The organism is Pseudomonas sp. MONT-RG-20F-20-E-7-02 (genome assembly GCF_022662395.1).
In the GTDB taxonomy this organism is placed as follows: Bacteria; Pseudomonadota; Gammaproteobacteria; order Pseudomonadales; family Pseudomonadaceae; genus Aquipseudomonas.
The window spans coordinates 1-17,688 of sequence record NZ_JAKNQN010000016.1 but is presented as its reverse complement, the minus strand read 5'-3'; the positions used below and the strand labels follow the sequence as shown (position 1 = coordinate 17,688).

The window sequence follows — 17,688 nt, the reverse complement described above, 5'->3', positions numbered from 1 at the left end:
TCGGCTCGAAAACCGCCAGGTCGAGTGTTCCAAATTAAAGCCCGCAGGTAGTAACAGACGCCTGAGGGAACGTTGGCCCCCTCAGGACATAAGCTTAGTCAGGTATCAGATTTTTACGTCAGGCGCTGGCTTGTCGCTTGGGTTAGCGATCAGCTCCTTAACCTTTTCGCTCATCGGGAAGTTCAGGTTCAGGCCTTTTGGTGGGATCGGGCTCTCGAACCATTTGCTGTAGATCTTGTTGATTTCGCCGGATTTGTACAGGGCGACAATGGCGTCATCCACGGCTTTCTTGAAGGCTGGGTCGTCTTTACGCACCATGCACGCGTAGGCTTCGAAGGACTGCGGAGTGCCGGTGATGACCCAGTCGTCCGGCTTCTTGGCCTTGGCTTCTTCGCCGGCCAGCAGGGCGTCGTCCATCATGAAGGCAACGGCGCGGCCGCTTTCCAGCATCTGGAAGGATTCGCCGTGGTCCTTGGCGGAGATGACGTTCATGCCCATCTGCTTGTCGGCGTTCATCGCTTTGATGATGCGTTCGGACGTGGTGCCGGCGGTGGTCACTACGTTTTTGCCTTTCAGGTCGGCAAAGTCAGCGTAGGACGGCTTGCCATCCTTGTCTTTCTTGACCAGCAGACGGGTGCCGATTTCGAAGATGTTGACGGTGAAATCAACTTGCTGGGCGCGCTCGGCGTTGTTGGTGGTCGAACCGCACTCGAGGTCCGCAGTGCCGTTCTGGATCAGCGGGATACGGGTTTGCGAGGTAACCAGGTTGTACTTGGTTTTCAGATCGGGTTTGTTCAGGTCTTTTTTCAGGGCTTCAACAACAGCCAACTGAACGTCGTGGGAGTAGCCCACGGGTTTGCCCGAGCCATCCGCGATGTAGGAAAACGGAATGGAGCTGTCGCGGTGAGCGAGAGTGATGGTGCCGGAGTCGTTGATTTTCTTCAGTGTGCCGGTGAGTTCGGCGGCGAAAACTGGAGTGCTGATCAGAGCAGCAGCGATAGCTGCGCCCAGGATATGGGGAACGATGCGCATCAATACTTCCTCGACATTTGTTTTTTTTATGAAGCCGGCTAGACGGCTCTCTTTTGTACAGCGAATGCCCATGACGGCTCCTGAAGCGTCGCAGGCAATCGTCAGGGAGTGTAGAGCATGAGTCGTGCCATACCCGAAATAAATGGATATATAGCTGATTTATAAGGATATTAAGTTTTTGTTGCGGGGAATTTGTAAGGGTGGGATCCGGCAAACCGAATGGTCCGGGGTATGTCGTTCGGAAAACCGAATACTCTGTGATGTGATTGATCGTTCCCACGCTCCGCGTGGGAATGCCGCCCTGGACGCTTTGCGTCCTGCCCTTAAAGGCGTGACGCGGAGCGTCACTGGATGCATTCCCACGCGGAGCGTGGGGAACGATCAATGTGGGCGCAGGCAAGCCAGCTCCCACCAATCAGAACGTGTAGTCAGCCGACACAACCGCCGCACGCCCATCACCCGGCACCGCCCAGCCGTTGTTACGGATGCGGGTCAGGTATTGCTTGTCGAACAGGTTGTTGACGTTCAACTGCAGGTTCAACTGCTTGTTGACCTTGTAACCGAGCATCGCGCGCTGCACCGCATAGCCCGGCGCGGTTGGTGCCCCGGCGGCGCTGACCAGGTATTGCTTGGATTGCGCGGTGATGCCGTAGCCCACCTGGAAATCGTAGGGCAGGTCGTACACGGTCCACAGGCTGGCCGCATGTTTGGGCGTAAACGGCAGCGGCTCGCCTTTCTGCGCGTCAAACCCGGTGTTGGCCAGGGTGAAATCGCTGGCGCTGCGCAAGACGCGGGTGTCCAGGTAGGTGTAGTTGGCGAAGACCTTCCACTTGTCCGTGATCGCACCGCTGAGGCCGAGTGCCACGCCGTCCGCACGGGCTTTACCGTCCAGCGATTGCGTGCCGCTCAGGTTGGTGGGGTCAGGGTCGGCGACTTTGTAGTTGGTGCGGTCATTGCGGAAGATCGCACCAGTGACCGACAGGGCATTGTCGAGGAAGTCCCACTTGGTGCCGATCTCATAGCTGACCGCGGTTTCCGGGGCAACGTTGCAGTTGTTGGTGGACGTGCCTGAGGATTTCGCCGGGGTGAAGCAGCCACCGTTGACGCTGGCCTGGGACGGCGTCTTGCTGTTGCCATAAGCGATGTAGAAGCTGCCGTTTTCCACCGGCTTGTACACCAGCGCGAGGCGGTAGGACGTCAAGTCATCCGCTTGGCCGTAGCGCACACCAGGCGTTTCGACGCCGGTGCTCGAATAGGCATTGGTCACCGAACTGCCGGCGTTGTGCTCGTAACGCACGCCGCCGTTGATTTCCCATTGCGGGTTGAGCTTGAGCGTGTCGAAGGCGTAGGCGGCGCGGTTGTTCAGTGCACCGTCGACGTGGGCGGCACGGGTGAAGTTGACGGGGCCTGTCCACTCGGAGTTGGGGTCGCTGAAACTGACCGGTGGCGGCAAGATGGTGCTGCCGTTGCTGTTGGTCAGCCATTTGCCGGTGTCCGCCTCGTATTCCTCACGGCTGATGGCGATGCCGGTCACCAGCGTGTGGTCGATAAAGCCTGTGCTGAAGTGGCTAGTCACGTCGGTCTGGTTGGTGAACATTTTGTTCTGGGTGTTGCGCTCGTTACCCAGCGAGCCGCCGCTTGGCTGGAAATAGCCCGGCTTGAGGCCGGCGGCGCAAGGCGCGCCGGTGATCTGGGTGCCGGTGGCCAGGCAGCCCGCCTGGGCGCCTTCGGGGCCGGAGGCGCGCAGGTCCTGGCGCACGCGTTCGACGCGGGTGAAGTTGCGCACGGATACGGCGTCGTTGAAGTCGTGTTCGAGCTTCAGGCTGAACGCGTCCGAGGTGATTTTCTGGTCATTGACGTTGTGGTAGCCGTAGTAGTCGCTCCAACCCACGCCCGGCATCGGCTTGCCGTTGTAGATGGGGATGCCGTATTGCGGCGTGTTGTCGTCTTTCTGGTGTTCATAACTGACGGTGACACGGGTCGGCGTACCCAGGCCAAAGGCGATGGAGGGCGCAATGCCCCAGCGCGAGTAATCTTCATAATCGCGGCCGGGCACGTCGTTACCATGGGCCATCAGGTTCAAGCGGAATGCGGTGGTGTCGTTGAGGGTCTGGTTGGTGTCCAGGGTGGTGCGCTTGTAGTTATCGGTGCCGATGCCGGCACTGATGGTGGTTTTGTCGCGCAGTTCTGGCTGCTTGCTCACCAGGTTGATGGTGCCGCCGACCGCGCCGGAGCCCGAATACACCGAGCTTGCGCCGCTGACGACTTCGACCTGTTCGAGGTTGAACGGGTCGGTGCGGCTGTATTGCGCGCTGTCGCGCACGCCGTCGACGTAGATGTCGCCACTGGCGGAGAAACCGCGCAGGTTGATGCTGTCGCCATAACCGCTGCCGCCTTCGCCGGCACCAAAGGTGATGCCTGGCACGGTGCTGAGCACGTCGCGCAGGGTCAGCAGGTTCTGGTCGTGAATGACTTCCTTGGGCACCACCGTGATCGTCTGCGGCGTGTCGCGCAGGGCTTCGGTGTATTTAGGGGACGAAGGCGCCACAGGGTTGTAAGTGCTCTGGCTGGGCGCCTGACCTTCAATGCTGGTCGCGCCGAGTTGAATCACACCTGTGCCGTCGTCTGCAGTCTGCGCTGCATAACTGAATCCTCCTTGCGCAGCCACTGCCAAACCCACCGCCGACGCGAGCATATGCCGCGATGAAAGGGGGGCAGAACTGATCCCGGTAGCCATTGAATATTCTCGTGTGAGTGAAAGTGAGATGTGATCGTAATTGATAAAGGATCTCAAATGTAATAGTTTGTAACGAAATAATTCATGAAATTTATCGCGGTCCTGGATCGCCATGTGGGGCAGGCATGCAAGGTGGGCAATCAGGCAGTGATGCGTCTGAAATCGGCGACAACCCGCGCGCCTATGCGCGCTGGGTCATGCATGCCGCACAACTGGGCGATGCCGACGCGCAAGCGACGCTGGCCCAGCTGTTGCTCGACGGCCGTGGCATCCAGCAGGATCAGCCGCTGGCGTTGAGCTGGTTCCGCATTGCCGCGCAGCAACGCCACCCGATGGCGATCAACATGATCGGACGCTGCCTGGAGAATGGCTGGGGCTGTGAAATCGATCTGGCCGAGTGCGCCCGGCATTACCGGCAAGCCGCCGACCTGGGTTTGGATTGGGGTTTGTACAACTACGGCCAACTGCTGACGCGCGGGCGCGGTGTGGAGCGCGACCTTCTCGCCGCGTATGAACTGTTCGGTCAGGCTGCCGCAAAAGGGCATGCCAAGTCGATGAACCTGCTGGGGCGCTTTCACCACGAGGGCGTGGTGGTGCCCAAGGATGTGCAAGTGGCGCGGCAGTGGTATCAGCGTTCGGCTGAGGCCGGGGATTTTCGCGGGCAATACAACCATGCCGCCGAGCTGGTGGAAGCGGGCGATGAGGCCCAAGCCTGCGTATGGCTTGAGCGCGCCCTGACAACCGCGACGCCGGGTTTTCTGCAGGCGGCTTACCCGGTGTTGTTGGGCTCGGCTTTCAGCGCGATTCGCGAAATGGGCCTGCGTTATCAGCGCCAGGCGCTCGAGGCATAAAAAAGCCCCTGGACCTTTCGGTGCAGGGGCTCTTCAAAACGGCCTGTCAGGCCGCTTCAATTTTTGCGCGGTTGTGTTCAACCTTGGACAGGTAACGCTGCACGTTGTCCTGCTCTTCCGGCGTGGTGAACAGGCCCAGTTTGGTACGGCGCCACAGCACGTCCTGCGGTTGCGTCACCCATTCTTCGGCACACAGGTAATCGACTTCGCGGGTGTACAGGCCGCCACCCAAGTGGTCGCCCAGGTCGGCCAGCGATTGCACGCCTTCCAGCAAGCGCCAGGTGCGGCTGCCGTAGGTGGTGGACCAGCGACGGGCGATCTCGCTCGGCACCCAGTCGAACTTGGCGCGAATCGCCTCGGCCAACGCTTCTGGCGTGCTCATGTTCTCGCCGCCTGGCAGGCTGGCCGTGGCCGTCCAGCTTGGGCGCATCTGCGTGAAGTACGGCGCCAGCTGGGCCATCGCCGACTCGGCGAGTTTGCGGTAGGTGGTCAGCTTGCCGCCGAACACCGACAGGATCGGCGCCTCGCCGGTGCCGCCAGACAGCGACAGGGTGTAGTCGCGGGTGATGGCCGATGGGTTATCTGATTCGTCATTGCAAAGCGGGCGCACGCCGGAATAGGTGTGCACGATATCGTCGCGGCTCAACTGCTTCTTGAAGTGGGCATTCACCACTTTCAGCATGTAGTCGGTTTCGCCTTCGGTAATCGCAACGGCGGCCGGGTCGCCGGTGTATTCGCGGTCGGTGGTGCCGATGATGGTCAGGTGGTTCAGGTACGGAATGGTGAAGACGATACGCCCGTCTTCGTTCTGCAGAATGTGCGCGTGGGCGCCTTCGTACAGTTTCGGCACGATCAGGTGGCTACCCTGGATCAGGCGGATGCCGTACGGCGAATCCAGCTTCAGGTCTTCCTTGATGAATTTGGCGACCCATGGGCCTGCCGCATTCACCAGCGCTCGGGCACGAATCGAGAACAGGCTGCCATCGGCGCGTTCCATGTTCATTTCCCACATGCCGTTGCTGCGGTGCGCGCTGACGCAACGGGTCTGGGTGTGGATATGCGCGCCTTTTTCGCGCGCCGCCATGGCGTTCAGTACTACCAGGCGGGCGTCGTCGACCCAGCAATCGGAGTATTCGAAGCCTTTGGTGATTTCGCTTTTCAGCGGGCTGTCAGGGCCGAACTTGAGGCTTTTCGAGCCGGCGAGCTTTTCGCGCTTGCCCAAGTGGTCGTACAAGAACAGGCCGGCGCGGATCATCCACGCGGGGCGCAGGTGCGGGCGATGGGGCAGCACAAAGCGCATCTGTTTGACGATGTGCGGGGCCTTGGCCAACAGCACTTCACGCTCGGCCAGGGCTTCGCGCACCAGGCGGAATTCGTAATGTTCGAGGTAGCGCAGGCCGCCGTGGATCAGCTTGCTGCTGGCGGAGGAGGTGTGGCTGGCCAAGTCATCCTTTTCGCAAAGGAATACCGACAAACCGCGACCGGCTGCATCTGCTGCAATGCCGACGCCATTGATCCCGCCGCCGATTACGGCAACGTCATAGACTTCGGCAAGCGGTGGAGCAGGCAAGGTGGAAGGGTTCATCGGCTGGCCTCGCGAATTTTTCGTCTTGGAATTCGAACATTAATGTTCATTTGCGAAAATGGTAGCTGATAAACGCGCGCACAGCCACCCGACTTCGATTGAAAAAACTCATCGAAGGGGCCAGAAAGGAAAATTTGTGAACAGATAGTTCCCACGCTCCGCGTGGGAATTCAGCCCGTGACGCTCTGCGTCACAGCGGACGCAGAGCGTCCTTTGATGCATTCCCACGCGGAGCATGGGAACGAGAGAGAGTTAAACCACTTCCAGCCGAACCTTGTGCTGATTCAACAACTGCACCAACGCCGGCACCGGCTGTTGATCAGTCACCAAACAGTCGACCAGACTGATCGGCCCCAAGCGAATCATGGCGTTACGCCCGAATTTGCTTGAGTCCGCCGCCAATATCACCTGGCGCGCATTGGCGATAATCGCCTGGGAAACCCGTACTTCCTGGTAGTCAAAGTCGAGCAAACTGCCGTCTTCATCGATGCCGCTGATGCCCACCAAAGCAAAGTCGACCTTGAACTGGTTGATGAAATCGACACTCGCCTGACCCACCACACCGCCATCACGGCGCACGTTACCGCCGGTCAGCAACACATCGAAGTCGTCCTTGGCACTGAGCATGGTCGCGACGTTGAGGTTGTTGGTGATGATTTTCAGGTGATTGTGATTCAGCAGCGCACGCGCGATCGACTCGGTGGTGGTGCCGATGTTGATAAACAGCGAGGCATGATCGGGGATTTGTGCGGCGATGGCTTCGCCGATGCGTTGTTTCTCATCACGCATCTGGTCGGCACGCATGGCGTACGCGGTGTTTTCGACACTGGAGTCATAGGCCGCGCCGCCGTGGTAGCGGCGCAGCAGATTAGCGTCCGCCAGTTGGTTGATATCGCGGCGGATGGTTTGCGGGGTAACAACGAATAGCTGCGCCATCTCCTCGATACTGACATAACCGCGTTCGCGGACCAGTTCGAGGATTTGTTGTTGGCGGGGAGGCAGATTCATGGGGCGTCCTTTGGGCTGCCATACAAAAGTGGCCCATGATGACGCAGGAATCTGCTCCCTGCCAGTTACAACCCTCTATCGGTCCGGCGCTTGGCTTATTCAGCGCCTTCGTGCGGTTCCCAGTCGCGGGTGCGGCTTACCGCTTTTTGCCAGCCGGCGTAGAGTTTCTCTTTGGCGGCTTCGTCCAGCGCAGGTTCGAATTCGCGCTCGATCACCGCCTTGCCGCGCAACTCGTCCAGGCTGCCCCAGAAGCCACAGGCCAGGCCTGCCAGATAAGCCGCGCCCAGTGCGGTGGTCTCGCGCATTTGCGGGCGTTCGACCTGGGTGCCGAGGATGTCGGCCTGGAACTGCATCAGGAAGTTGTTGGCCACCGCACCGCCGTCTACGCGCAGGGCTTTGAGGCGTTCGCCCGAGTCCTGTTGCATCGCGTCCAAAACGTCGCGGGTCTGGTAGGCAATCGACTCCAGGGCTGCACGAATAATGTGATCCACGCGTACGCCACGGGTCAGGCCGAACAGTGCGCCACGCGCATACGGGTCCCAGTACGGAGCGCCCAGGCCGGTGAAGGCCGGCACCAGGTACACGCCGTTGCTGTCCTTGACCTTGCCGGCGAAGTATTCGGTGTCGGTGGCGTCGGCGATGATCTTCAACTCGTCACGCAGCCATTGCACGGTGGAACCACCGTTGAACACCGCGCCTTCCAGGGCGTAAGCCACTTCGCCGCGTGGGCCGCAGGCGATGGTGGTGAGCATGCCGTGCTTGGATTTCACCGCCTTGTCGCCGGTGTTCATCAGCAGGAAGCAACCGGTGCCATAGGTGTTCTTGGCCTGGCCGGCTTCCACGCACATCTGGCCGAACAGGGCGGCTTGTTGGTCGCCAGCGATGCCGCCGATGGCGATGCCGCTTTTGGTGCGGCCGTAGATTTCCGAAGAGGACTTCACTTCCGGCAGCATTTCGCGCGGCACGTCGAGAATCTCCAGCATCTTCGCATCCCACTCCAGGGTGTGGATGTTGAAGAGCATGGTGCGCGAGGCGTTGGTGTAGTCGGTGACGTGGGTTTTGCCGCCGGTAAATTTCCAGATCAGCCAGCTGTCGATGGTGCCGAACAGCAGTTCACCGTTGCGCGCACGCTCGCGGCTGCCTTCGACGTTATCGAGGATCCACTTGAGCTTGGTGCCGGAGAAGTACGGGTCGGTGACCAGGCCGGTGGTGTCATTGATGTATTGCTCGTGGCCGTCGCGCTTGAGCTGCTGGCAGATCTCGGTGCTGCGGCGGCACTGCCAGACGATGGCGTTATAGATCGGGCGGCCGGTGACCTTGTCCCAGACCACGGTGGTTTCACGCTGGTTGGTGATACCGATGGCGGCGACTTGGTCATGGTGCAGGCCGGCTTGTGCCAGGGCCTCGACCATCACCGCGCTTTGCGTGGCGAAGATTTCCATCGGGTCATGTTCAACCCAGCCGGCTTGCGGGTAGTGCTGAGTGAATTCGCGCTGGGCGGTGCAGACCACGTTGGCGTCACGATCAAAGATGATCGCCCGCGAACTGGTGGTGCCCTGATCAAGGGCAATGATGTAGTTCTTATTCTGAATGTCGGTCATGTCGATTGCCTTAGACGGAAAATAAGGAAGTAAGGAATCAGCCTGGGCCACAAAGGGGCAGTGCGGACCAGGCCGGCGCTATCAGGAAATACGCGTCTTGCCGTTGACAGCCGTGTCAGGTGTTTCATCTATAGCAGGTGCGGCGCTCGGCAGATGACGGGCAATCAGCCCGCGATAGGCCGCAGCACCGAGACAGGCGCCGACAATCGGCGCGAAAATCGGAATCAGGAAGTAGGGAATATCGCGACCGCCAGTAAAGGCTATTTCACCCCAGCCGGCGAAAAAGGTCATCAGCTTGGGCCCGAAATCCCGCGCCGGGTTCATCGCAAAGCCGGTCAACGGGCCCATGGCGCTGCCAATCACCGCGATCAGCAGGCCGATCAGCAGCGGCGCCAACGGGCCGCGTGGCAGGCCATTGTTGTCATCGGTGAGGGCCATGATCACGCCCATCAAGATGGCGGTGATGACCATTTCCACCAGAAACGCCTGGGCCGTGCTCAACAGGGCGTGCGGGTAAGTGGAGAACACCGACGCCAACTCCAGGCTGGCCTGGGAGCCGCGTACCATGTGGTGGGTTTGTTCGTAATCGAAAAAAAGATTGCTGTACAGCGTGTACACCAAGGCGGCCGCGCAGAAGGCGCCCGCAACCTGCGCGAGGATGTAGAAGGGCAGTTTGCGCTTTTCGAAATCGGCAAATATGCACAGCGCGATACTCACCGCCGGATTGAGGTGAGCCCCGGAAATACCGGCGCTCAGGTAGATCGCCATACTCACGCCGATCCCCCAGATGATACTGATTTCCCACAACCCAAAGCTGGCACCCGCGACCTTGAGCGCAGCGACACATCCTGTACCGAAGAAGATCAGAAGCGCAGTCCCCAGGAACTCGGCCATGCATTGGCTCGAAAGTGAAGGCTGTTGAAGAGCAGTTGTCATGGAAGACCTCGATTGTTGTTCTTGTTTGGCGCGCGGCCTCAACGGGCTGTTGCGCGATTTTCACCGTGGCGAGGATCCCCATCCAAACCATGGCTTACTGCTGGAGTACTGCAGCTCTATTCCTACAGTATTCGGAAACGAAAAAATATAGACAAGAATGACGGCTGTCAAAGGTCGAAAGTGAACCATTGGTCATTTTCAAACTATTAGTCTGATGAATGATCACGCTTGCCCCCGCCAATACTCATTTCAGGAGTGGCGCACTAGAGCGTTTTGCATGGCCTTGGCCTAGAATTGACCCTCTGTTTTCCACGCCCGGAATAGTCATGACCCCCGCACTGGACCTGTTGAAAAAAGTTCGCGCCGAACATCACATCCACAGTTACGAACATGATCCCAAGGCGGCGTCCTATGGCCTGGAGGCCGCGGAGAAATTGGCGCTCGACCCGGCCCGGGTGTTCAAGACCTTGCTGGCCAGCAGTGAGAAAGGTGAATTGTTGGTGGCGGTGGTGCCGGTCGTCGGAAGTCTGGATTTAAAGGCGTTGGCGCAGGCGGCCGGGGTAAAAAAAGTCGAAATGGCCGACCCGGCGGCGGCGCAGCGCTCTACCGGTTACTTGCTGGGTGGCATCAGCCCGTTGGGGCAGAAAAAGCGGCTGCGCACTTTTATCGATGTGACGGCGCAGCCGTTTGAGACGATTTTTGTTAGTGCCGGGAGGAGGGGGTTGGAGGTTGAGCTGTCGGCGGCGGTGCTGGCTGAGCATACTCAGGCTAAATTTGCGCCGATTGGCCGGGCCTGAAACTCACTTCTGAATGCGCTAAAGATCCAATGTGGGAGCTGGCTTGCCTGCGATGGCATCACTGTGGTCTGTCTGATAGACCGAGGTGTTTGCATCGCAGGCAAGCCAGCTCCCACATTTTTACCCGGTTTCATCAGTTGCTTAGTGCGCGGGGCTGTAGCGGCGCACACCAGATTCAACCTGAGGAATCTGCGCGGCGGTGCTGCCAGACGCCTGAAACAACACCAAATGCTCAGCCGCCACCCGAATCCCCACATCCGCACCGACCTGATGATCAGCATGGCTGGGGAAAATCGACTCCAGCTGTGCCCCGGTCGGCAGTTGCAGGCGGTACAACGTCGAGGCACCGAGGAAGGTCTTGCCGACGATCCGCGCTTTCAATGCACTGTCCGGCGCATAGACGATGTCATCCGGGCGCAGTAATACATCCACCGCGCCGCCCGCAGGCCAGGTGTAGGCGCGATTGCCGCGCAGGTCACCCAGTTCGGTGCTGACCGATTCCGGTGAACGCATTTGGCCACGGATAAAGTAGCCCTGGCCGATAAAGCTGGCGACATACGGCGTCTGCGGTTCGTGATAGAGGTTGTAAGGCGTGTCCCATTGTTCCAGGCGGCCTTCCTTGAATACGCCCACCTGATCGCTTACTGCGAAGGCTTCTTCCTGATCATGGGTCACCAGAATCGCACTGGTGCCACGCGCCTTGAGAATCTCACGTACTTCGTGGCTGAGCTTGCGCCGCAGTTCGCCGTCGAGGTTGGAGAACGGTTCATCCAGCAGCAGCAGTTGTGGCTCCGGCGCCAGGGCGCGGGCGAGGGCGACGCGTTGTTGCTGGCCGCCGGAAAGCTCGTGGGGGAACCGCTTGCCGAGGTTCTTCAGGTTGACCAGTTCCAGCAACTCGGCGACCACGCGGTCTTTTTGCGGGTGCTTGCGGATGCCAAAGGCGATGTTGTCGGCCACGCTCAAATGCGGAAACAGCGCGTAGTCCTGGAACACCATGCCGATCCGACGTTTCTCCGGCGCGAGGGTGAACCCGGCGCTGGAAATCACTTCGCCGGCCAGGCTGATTTCACCCTCGTGCACGGGTTCGAACCCGGCAATCGCACGCAAGGTGGTGGTTTTGCCGCAGCCGGATGAGCCGAGCAGGCAGCCGATGTCACCGGCGTTAAGGTGCAGGTTGAGGTTCTGCACCACCCGTTGATCTTGATAGCCGCATGCCAGATTGCGCAGGTTCAGCAGTAACGGCTGGCTCATGCGTGGCGGTACGAAGGCTGGACGAGGAATTCGAGCAGCGCCTTTTGCGCGTGCAAGCGGTTTTCGGCCTGGTCCCAGGCGACCGAGCGCTTATCGTCGAGCAGGTCGAGGCTGATTTCTTCGCCACGGTGGGCTGGCAGGCAGTGCATGAACAGCACATCCGGCGCGGCCAGGTCGAGCAACGCGCGGGTTACCTGGAACGGCGCGAACAGGGCCAGGCGCTTGGCGGTTTCTTCTTCCTGGCCCATGGAGGTCCAGACATCGGTGCTGACCAGATGGGCGCCAAGCACGGCATCACGTGGGTCGCGCACCAGGGTCACGCGACTGCCGGCCTGCTCCAGGAAGCGCGCATCCGGCTCATAGCCTTCGGGGCACGCGATGCGCAGGTGGAAGTCGAACTGGATCGCCGCTTCTATATAGCTGTTGCACATGTTGTTACCGTCGCCGATCCAGGCCACGGTTTTGCCCTGGATCGAACCGCGGTGCTCGAGGAAGGTTTGCATGTCGGCCAGCAACTGGCACGGGTGCAGGTCATCGGACAGGCCGTTGATCACCGGTACGCGGGAGTTGGCGGAAAATTCGGTCACGGTGCTGTGGGCAAAGGTACGGATCATCACCGCATCGAGCATGCTCGACATCACGATGGCGCTGTCGGCAATCGTCTCGCCACGGCCCAGTTGGGTATCGCGCGAGGACAGGAAGATGGCCTGGCCACCCAGCTGAATCATGCCGGCTTCGAACGACACGCGGGTGCGGGTCGAAGACTTCTCGAAAATCATCCCGAGCACACGGTTTTTCAAAGGCTCGAACAGTACGCCGCGGTTACGCAGGTCTTTAAGCTCAATGCCTCGACGGATCACGCTGACCAGCTCTTCGGGCGTGCAATCCATCAGGGAGAGAAAGTGCCTTGCGCTCATCATTAACTACCTTTTTGCAACAGACCGCAGATACTCAAAGCCTTGTTTATTGTGACAACGGGCGAGACCTGCGGCGAAAGCCGCACGGGGCGACGAAATAGGGGAAGGCGCGATCTTATAATTAAATGTCGCGTCTTACCAATAGGGCTACGGTTTTTAAGGGTGTTCAAGAAGGGCGCCGAGACGCTTTTGAAGACTGATTCCTGACAGCAGCGGCCCATTTGTACACTGGCGCCGAGACCTTTTGCAATGTGTGGGGGCGGCTCCGGGCCAGGCTGTGTCGGTTTTAGCCGTGGCGGGCAGGGTTCTGAAACATTTGCTCACGTTTAGCCATGGCCTGGCCTAATGCTTGCCGATTCACAGCACTGACGTTGCTGGTGCCTGCGCCGGTCGCGGCCCATAGTGAAGCCAAAGCCCTAATAAGAGACTGGCCATGACCAAGACTCTCCATCACCGTGCCTGCCATCTGTGTGAAGCCATCTGTGGCCTGACCCTGGAAACCACCCAAGCCGACGACGGCAGCCTGGCGATCACCTCGATCAAGGGCGACCCGCTGGACACCTTCAGCCGTGGGCATATCTGCCCCAAGGCCGTGGCGCTGCAGGACATCCAGAACGACCCCGACCGTTTGCACCAGCCCATGTTGCGAGTGGGCAGCGAATGGCAGCCGATCGCGTGGGACGAGGCGTTCAAGCTGGTCGCCGAGCGGCTGGCCGGTATCCAGGCCCGGCATGGGCAAAACGCGGTGGCGGTGTATCAGGGCAACCCCAGCGTGCACAACTATGGGTTGATGACTCACAGCAACTACTTCCTCGGCCAGTTGAAGACGCGCAATCGGTTTTCCGCGACCTCGGTGGACCAACTGCCCCATCACCTCACCAGCCACTTGATGTACGGCCACGGCCTGTTGTTGCCGATTCCGGATATTGATCACACCGACTTCATGCTGATATTGGGCGGCAACCCACTGGCCTCCAACGGCAGCATCATGACCGTGCCCGATGTGGAAAAACGCCTCAAGGCCATTCAGGCACGCGGCGGCAAAGTGGTGGTGGTCGACCCTCGGCGCAGCGAGACGGCGGCGATTGCCGACCAGCATCTGTTTGTGCGGCCTGGCGGCGACGCGTCGCTGCTGTTCGGCGTACTCAATACACTGTTTACCGAGCAGCTGACGCGCGACAGCCATTTGCCGGTTGAAGGCCTCGACGACGTGCGCCACGCCATTGCCGGGTTTACCGCTGAAGCCATGAGCCGCCAATGTGCGGTGCCTGCCGAGCAGATCCGCCAATTGGCGCGTGACTTCGCGGCGGCGGACAAAGCGGTGTGTTATGGCCGCATGGGCGTGTCGACCCAGGCGTTTGGCACCTTGTGTCACTGGCTGGTGCAACTGATCAACCTGGTGACTGGCAACCTCGACCGGGTTGGCGGTGCGTTGTGCACCAGCCCGGCGGTGGACCTTGTGGCCTCGACCGGCGGCGGGCATTTCAACCGCTGGCAGAGCCGTGTGTCCGGGCGCCCGGAATATGGCGGCGAGTTGCCGGTCTCGGCGCTGGCCGAAGAAATGCTCACCGAGGGCGAAGGGCAAATCCGTGCCTTGGTGACCGTGGCCGGCAACCCCGTATTGTCGACGCCCAATGGTCGCCAGCTGGAGCAGGCGCTGGATGGCTTGGAGTTCATGCTCAGCATCGACCTGTACATCAACGAGACCACGCGTTACGCCGACCTGATTCTGCCGTCGACATCGGCGCTGGAAAACGATCATTACGACACCACGTTCAATATGTTTGCTGTGCGTAACGTCACCCGCTTCAATCGCGCGATCCTGCCCAAGCCTGCCGGCGCGTTGCATGACTGGGAAATTTTTGTCGGCTTGGCCGAGGCCTTTGCGGCGCAGACGGGCGTGGCGCTTAAACCGACCATGGCACCGGCGCAGATGATCGACTTCGGGTTGCGTGCCGGGGCTTACGGTGATGCCTCCGAGCACAAATTGTCGGTGGCCATGCTGGCGGACCATCCGCATGGCGTGGACTTGGGGCCGCTCAAGCCCAACCTTGGCGCACGCTTGAAAACCGCCAGCGGCCAGGTGCAGGCGGCGCCGGCAGTGATTCTGGCGGACTTGGCGCGGTTCGCCTCGCAGCCAGTGCCGGTGGCGGATGAACTGCTGCTGATCGGCCGTCGCCATGTGCGCAGTAATAATTCGTGGATGCATAACTATCACCGCCTGGTGAAAGGCAAGCCGCGCCACCAGCTGCATATGCACCCTGATGACCTCAGCCGCCGACAGTTGAGCGACGGCCAGCGGGTGCGGGTGAGTTCGCGCATCGGCATGATCGAAGTGGAAGTGGTGGCCAGCCTGGACATGATGCCCGGTGTGGTCAGTCTGCCCCATGGCTGGGGCCATGGCCGCCCGGGTGTGCAGATGAGCATCGCCAGCGGCCAGCCGGGGGCGAGCGCCAACGACCTGACCGACGAGCGGCAACTGGATGAATTGTCTGGAAACGCCGCACTCAACGGCGTGCCGGTGCAGGTGGCCGCCGCATAAGGCCTGAGCACCGCGCTGGAATTTTGCGTTACAATGCGCCACCGTGCCGACCTGTGAGTCGCAAAGTTCCAGCCGAGGTGTTCCATGGATATCATCGAAACGATCAAAGAGCAGATTGCCAACAACACCATTCTGCTTTACATGAAGGGCGCCCCGAACGCTCCTCAGTGCGGTTTCTCCGCGAAGGCTTCCCAGGCCATCATGCAGTGCGGCGAGAAGTTCGCCTACGTGGATATCCTGCAAAACCCTGAAATCCGCGCCAACCTGCCGAAGTACGCCAACTGGCCAACCTTCCCACAACTGTGGGTAGCCGGTGAGCTGGTCGGCGGTAGCGACATCATCACCGAGATGGCGGCTGATGGTTCGCTGCAGGCTCTGATCAAAGAAGCAGCAGCCAACGCGGCAGCCAAGACTGACGCGTAATGTGCATGCAATAAAAAGCCCCGCGTCTCGAAAGAGAGCGGGGCTTTTTTGTGGCTAATTGATCGTTCCCACGCTCCGCGTGGGAACGCATCCTGTGGCGCTCTGCGTCACCCTGCGCAGAACGTGGGAACGATCTTCAGCGCTTATTCACCCATCTGCGATTGCAGGTAGTTCTCCAGGCTGACTTTATCGATCAGGCCCAATTGGGTTTCCAGCCAGTCGATATGTTCTTCCTGGTCTTCCAGGATATCTTCCAGCAGTTCACGGCTACCGAAGTCACCCTTGGTTTCGCAGTGAGCGATGGCGGCCTTGATGTCGCTGTGGCTCTTGCGTTCAAAGCCGAGGTCACTGCTGATCATTTCCTGGGTGTGCTCGCCGATGTTCAGCTTGCCCAGGTCCTGCACGTTCGGCAGGCCTTCCAGGAACAGGATGCGCTTGATCAGCGCATCTGCGTCCTTCATGGCCTTGATGGACTCTTTGTATTCACGCTTGCCGAGCTTTTCCAGGCCCCAATCGTCATACATGCGCGCATGCAGAAAGTACTGATTGATCGCGACCAGTTCATTGGCAAGGATTTTGTTGAGTTGCTGGATGACTGAGATGTCGCCTTTCATGACTGGGGTCCTGCCCTGTAATAGCTGTATATACGGCGGAGTTTGAGCGGCGAAATCCCTAGTGTCAAACCTAAGTTATTGAATAATAAATGAAAATTAATCGGAATAAGAATGTTTGTGTTCCGCGTCTTGGCGCTAACTAATTGAATTACGGGCATAAAAAAACCGGACACTAAGTCCGGTTCTTCAAAACCCGCCTGATTAAGCGTGTGTAAATTCTGCTGAGTAGGGGAGCGCGGCCTGGGCTGTTTGCAGCTGCGTCAGGGTTTCCCGTACCACTTGCTTGGCGAGGCAGGCACATTTACCGCACTGGCTGGCAACGCCGGTGGTTTCACGTACTTCCTTGTAGCTGCAGCAACCTTCATAGATTGCTTCGCGGATTTGTCCGTCGGTGACGCCAGTGCAGAGGCAGACATACATAAGGGAGAACCATCGCGGGTTTAAGGCTTAAGTGCGATGGATCTTAATGTTAACGAGAATGATTGTCAAAGTAGATTCGTAGGGTATTCGCTGGCACTGCGCCCTCACTGACGAACGGTTTTTTCAGTGTATGATGGTCGGTCTTCACGAAGCGTGACTGCGTCACAGGGCTGTCGCTTAGCTGCGCCAGACTTGGGCCGGTCCTTTTACTTCAATCGTCACCCTTACATCAGGAGATACCCAATGAGCGTACTCGTCGGCAAACAAGCCCCGGATTTCGACGTACCTGCCGTCCTCGGCAATGGCGAAATCGTAGACAGCTTCAAACTGTCTGAAGCCATCAAAGGCAAATACGGCCTGGTGTTCTTCTACCCGCTGGACTTCACCTTCGTCTGCCCGTCCGAGCTGATCGCTCTGGACCACCGCATGGACGATTTCAAGGCGCGCAACGTTGAAGTGGTAGCCGTTTCCATCGACTCCCATTTCACCCACAACGCCTGGCGCAACACCGCTATCAATGATGGCGGCATCGGCAAAGTCAAATACACCATGGCTGCCGACATGAAGCACGACATCGCCAAGGCCTACGACGTTGAGTCCGAAGGTGGCGTGGCGTTCCGTGGCGCGTTCCTGATCGACGACAAGGGCGTTGTGCGCTCGCAGATCATCAACGACCTGCCGCTGGGCCGTAACATGGAAGAGCTGATCCGTCTGGTCGACGCCCTGCAATTCCACGAAGAGCACGGCGAAGTGTGTCCTGCCAACTGGAAAAAAGGCGACAAAGGCATGAACGCTTCGCCAGAAGGCGTTGCGGCTTACCTGACCGAGAACGCCGGCAAGCTGTAAGCCACGTTCGACGCAAAAAAAACCGGCCTGAGAAGGCCGGTTTTTTTATGCGCGGGAAATGACCCTGTGGCGACTGATGTTCAGTGGCTGGAGGGCTGTTGTGGCGAGTGGGTATGTTGTGGCGAGCG

General features: G+C 59.5%; 15 protein-coding genes. 5 read left to right on the top strand and 10 right to left on the bottom strand.

Annotation, left to right across the window (positions count from 1 at the left end):
- Positions 1-105 precede the first annotated feature (105 nt).
- A complete protein-coding gene (locus tag L8I05_RS28165) occupies positions 106-1,032 on the bottom strand; it encodes a glutamate/aspartate ABC transporter substrate-binding protein (protein ID WP_065928902.1) in 927 nt (308 codons plus the stop codon).
- A 415-nt stretch (positions 1,033-1,447) separates the two neighbouring features.
- Positions 1,448-3,769: a TonB-dependent siderophore receptor gene (locus tag L8I05_RS28160; protein ID WP_242176172.1), complete on the bottom strand. Its 2,322-nt coding sequence runs from the start codon at positions 3,767-3,769 to the stop codon at positions 1,448-1,450.
- Positions 3,770-3,894: 125 nt separating this feature from the next.
- On the opposite strand from L8I05_RS28160, the gene L8I05_RS28155 reads away from it, so the two are divergent.
- Positions 3,895-4,620 carry a tetratricopeptide repeat protein gene (locus L8I05_RS28155; protein WP_242176163.1) on the top strand — a complete coding sequence of 242 codons (726 nt, stop codon included), beginning with the start codon at positions 3,895-3,897 and terminating at the stop codon, positions 4,618-4,620.
- Between the two features lie 46 nt (positions 4,621-4,666).
- Here the strand turns inward: L8I05_RS28155 and glpD are convergent, their stop codons facing one another.
- The 4 genes from glpD to L8I05_RS28135 form a co-directional block, all read right to left on the bottom strand.
- The gene (gene glpD / locus L8I05_RS28150; RefSeq protein ID WP_242176154.1) at positions 4,667-6,205 is read right to left on the bottom strand and encodes a glycerol-3-phosphate dehydrogenase; all 1,539 of its coding nucleotides are present in this window, start codon (positions 6,203-6,205) and stop codon (positions 4,667-4,669) included.
- A 252-nt stretch (positions 6,206-6,457) separates the two neighbouring features.
- The gene (locus L8I05_RS28145; RefSeq protein WP_010212755.1) at positions 6,458-7,213 is read right to left on the bottom strand and encodes a DeoR/GlpR family transcriptional regulator; all 756 of its coding nucleotides are present in this window, start codon (positions 7,211-7,213) and stop codon (positions 6,458-6,460) included.
- 95 nt (positions 7,214-7,308) lie between these two features.
- Positions 7,309-8,814 (bottom strand): glycerol kinase GlpK, encoded by a 1,506-nt coding sequence (gene glpK, locus L8I05_RS28140; protein ID WP_177016335.1) that lies wholly within the window; start codon positions 8,812-8,814, stop codon positions 7,309-7,311.
- Positions 8,815-8,895: 81 nt separating this feature from the next.
- A complete protein-coding gene (locus L8I05_RS28135; RefSeq protein WP_159954492.1) occupies positions 8,896-9,750 on the bottom strand; it encodes an MIP/aquaporin family protein in 855 nt (284 codons plus the stop codon).
- A 326-nt stretch (positions 9,751-10,076) separates the two neighbouring features.
- Here L8I05_RS28135 and ybaK point away from each other — a divergent pair, with 326 nt between their 5' ends.
- Positions 10,077-10,547, top strand: a complete 471-nt coding sequence (gene ybaK / locus L8I05_RS28130; protein ID WP_242176146.1) for a Cys-tRNA(Pro) deacylase — start codon at positions 10,077-10,079, stop codon at positions 10,545-10,547.
- Between the two features lie 141 nt (positions 10,548-10,688).
- Here the strand turns inward: ybaK and L8I05_RS28125 are convergent, their stop codons facing one another.
- Entirely contained in the window at positions 10,689-11,798 is a 1,110-nt protein-coding gene (locus L8I05_RS28125; RefSeq protein ID WP_242176136.1) for an ABC transporter ATP-binding protein, read from the bottom strand.
- Entirely contained in the window at positions 11,795-12,715 is a 921-nt protein-coding gene (argF, locus tag L8I05_RS28120) for an ornithine carbamoyltransferase (RefSeq protein ID WP_242176134.1), read from the bottom strand. Before argF ends, L8I05_RS28125 begins: the two co-directional genes overlap by 4 nt.
- Positions 12,716-13,148: 433 nt before the next feature.
- On the opposite strand from argF, the gene L8I05_RS28115 reads away from it, so the two are divergent.
- Both L8I05_RS28115 and grxD read left to right on the top strand, forming a co-directional pair.
- Positions 13,149-15,257: a molybdopterin oxidoreductase family protein gene (locus L8I05_RS28115; RefSeq protein ID WP_242176126.1), complete on the top strand. Its 2,109-nt coding sequence runs from the start codon at positions 13,149-13,151 to the stop codon at positions 15,255-15,257.
- A gap of 84 nt (positions 15,258-15,341) precedes the next feature.
- A complete protein-coding gene (gene grxD, locus L8I05_RS28110; RefSeq protein WP_106577269.1) occupies positions 15,342-15,680 on the top strand; it encodes a Grx4 family monothiol glutaredoxin in 339 nt (112 codons plus the stop codon).
- A gap of 143 nt (positions 15,681-15,823) precedes the next feature.
- Here grxD and bfr read toward each other — a convergent pair whose 3' ends face one another.
- Positions 15,824-16,294 carry a bacterioferritin gene (bfr, locus tag L8I05_RS28105; protein ID WP_053133448.1) on the bottom strand — a complete coding sequence of 157 codons (471 nt, stop codon included), beginning with the start codon at positions 16,292-16,294 and terminating at the stop codon, positions 15,824-15,826.
- Positions 16,295-16,495: 201 nt separating this feature from the next.
- On the bottom strand, positions 16,496-16,714 hold the full coding sequence (locus L8I05_RS28100) for a bacterioferritin-associated ferredoxin (RefSeq protein ID WP_010564137.1): 219 nt from the start codon (positions 16,712-16,714) through the stop codon (positions 16,496-16,498).
- Positions 16,715-16,957: 243 nt separating this feature from the next.
- On the opposite strand from L8I05_RS28100, the gene L8I05_RS28095 reads away from it, so the two are divergent.
- Complete coding sequence (locus L8I05_RS28095; protein ID WP_003172097.1) at positions 16,958-17,560, top strand: peroxiredoxin; 603 nt, start codon at positions 16,958-16,960, stop codon at positions 17,558-17,560.
- The last annotated feature ends 128 nt before the right edge of the window (positions 17,561-17,688 follow it).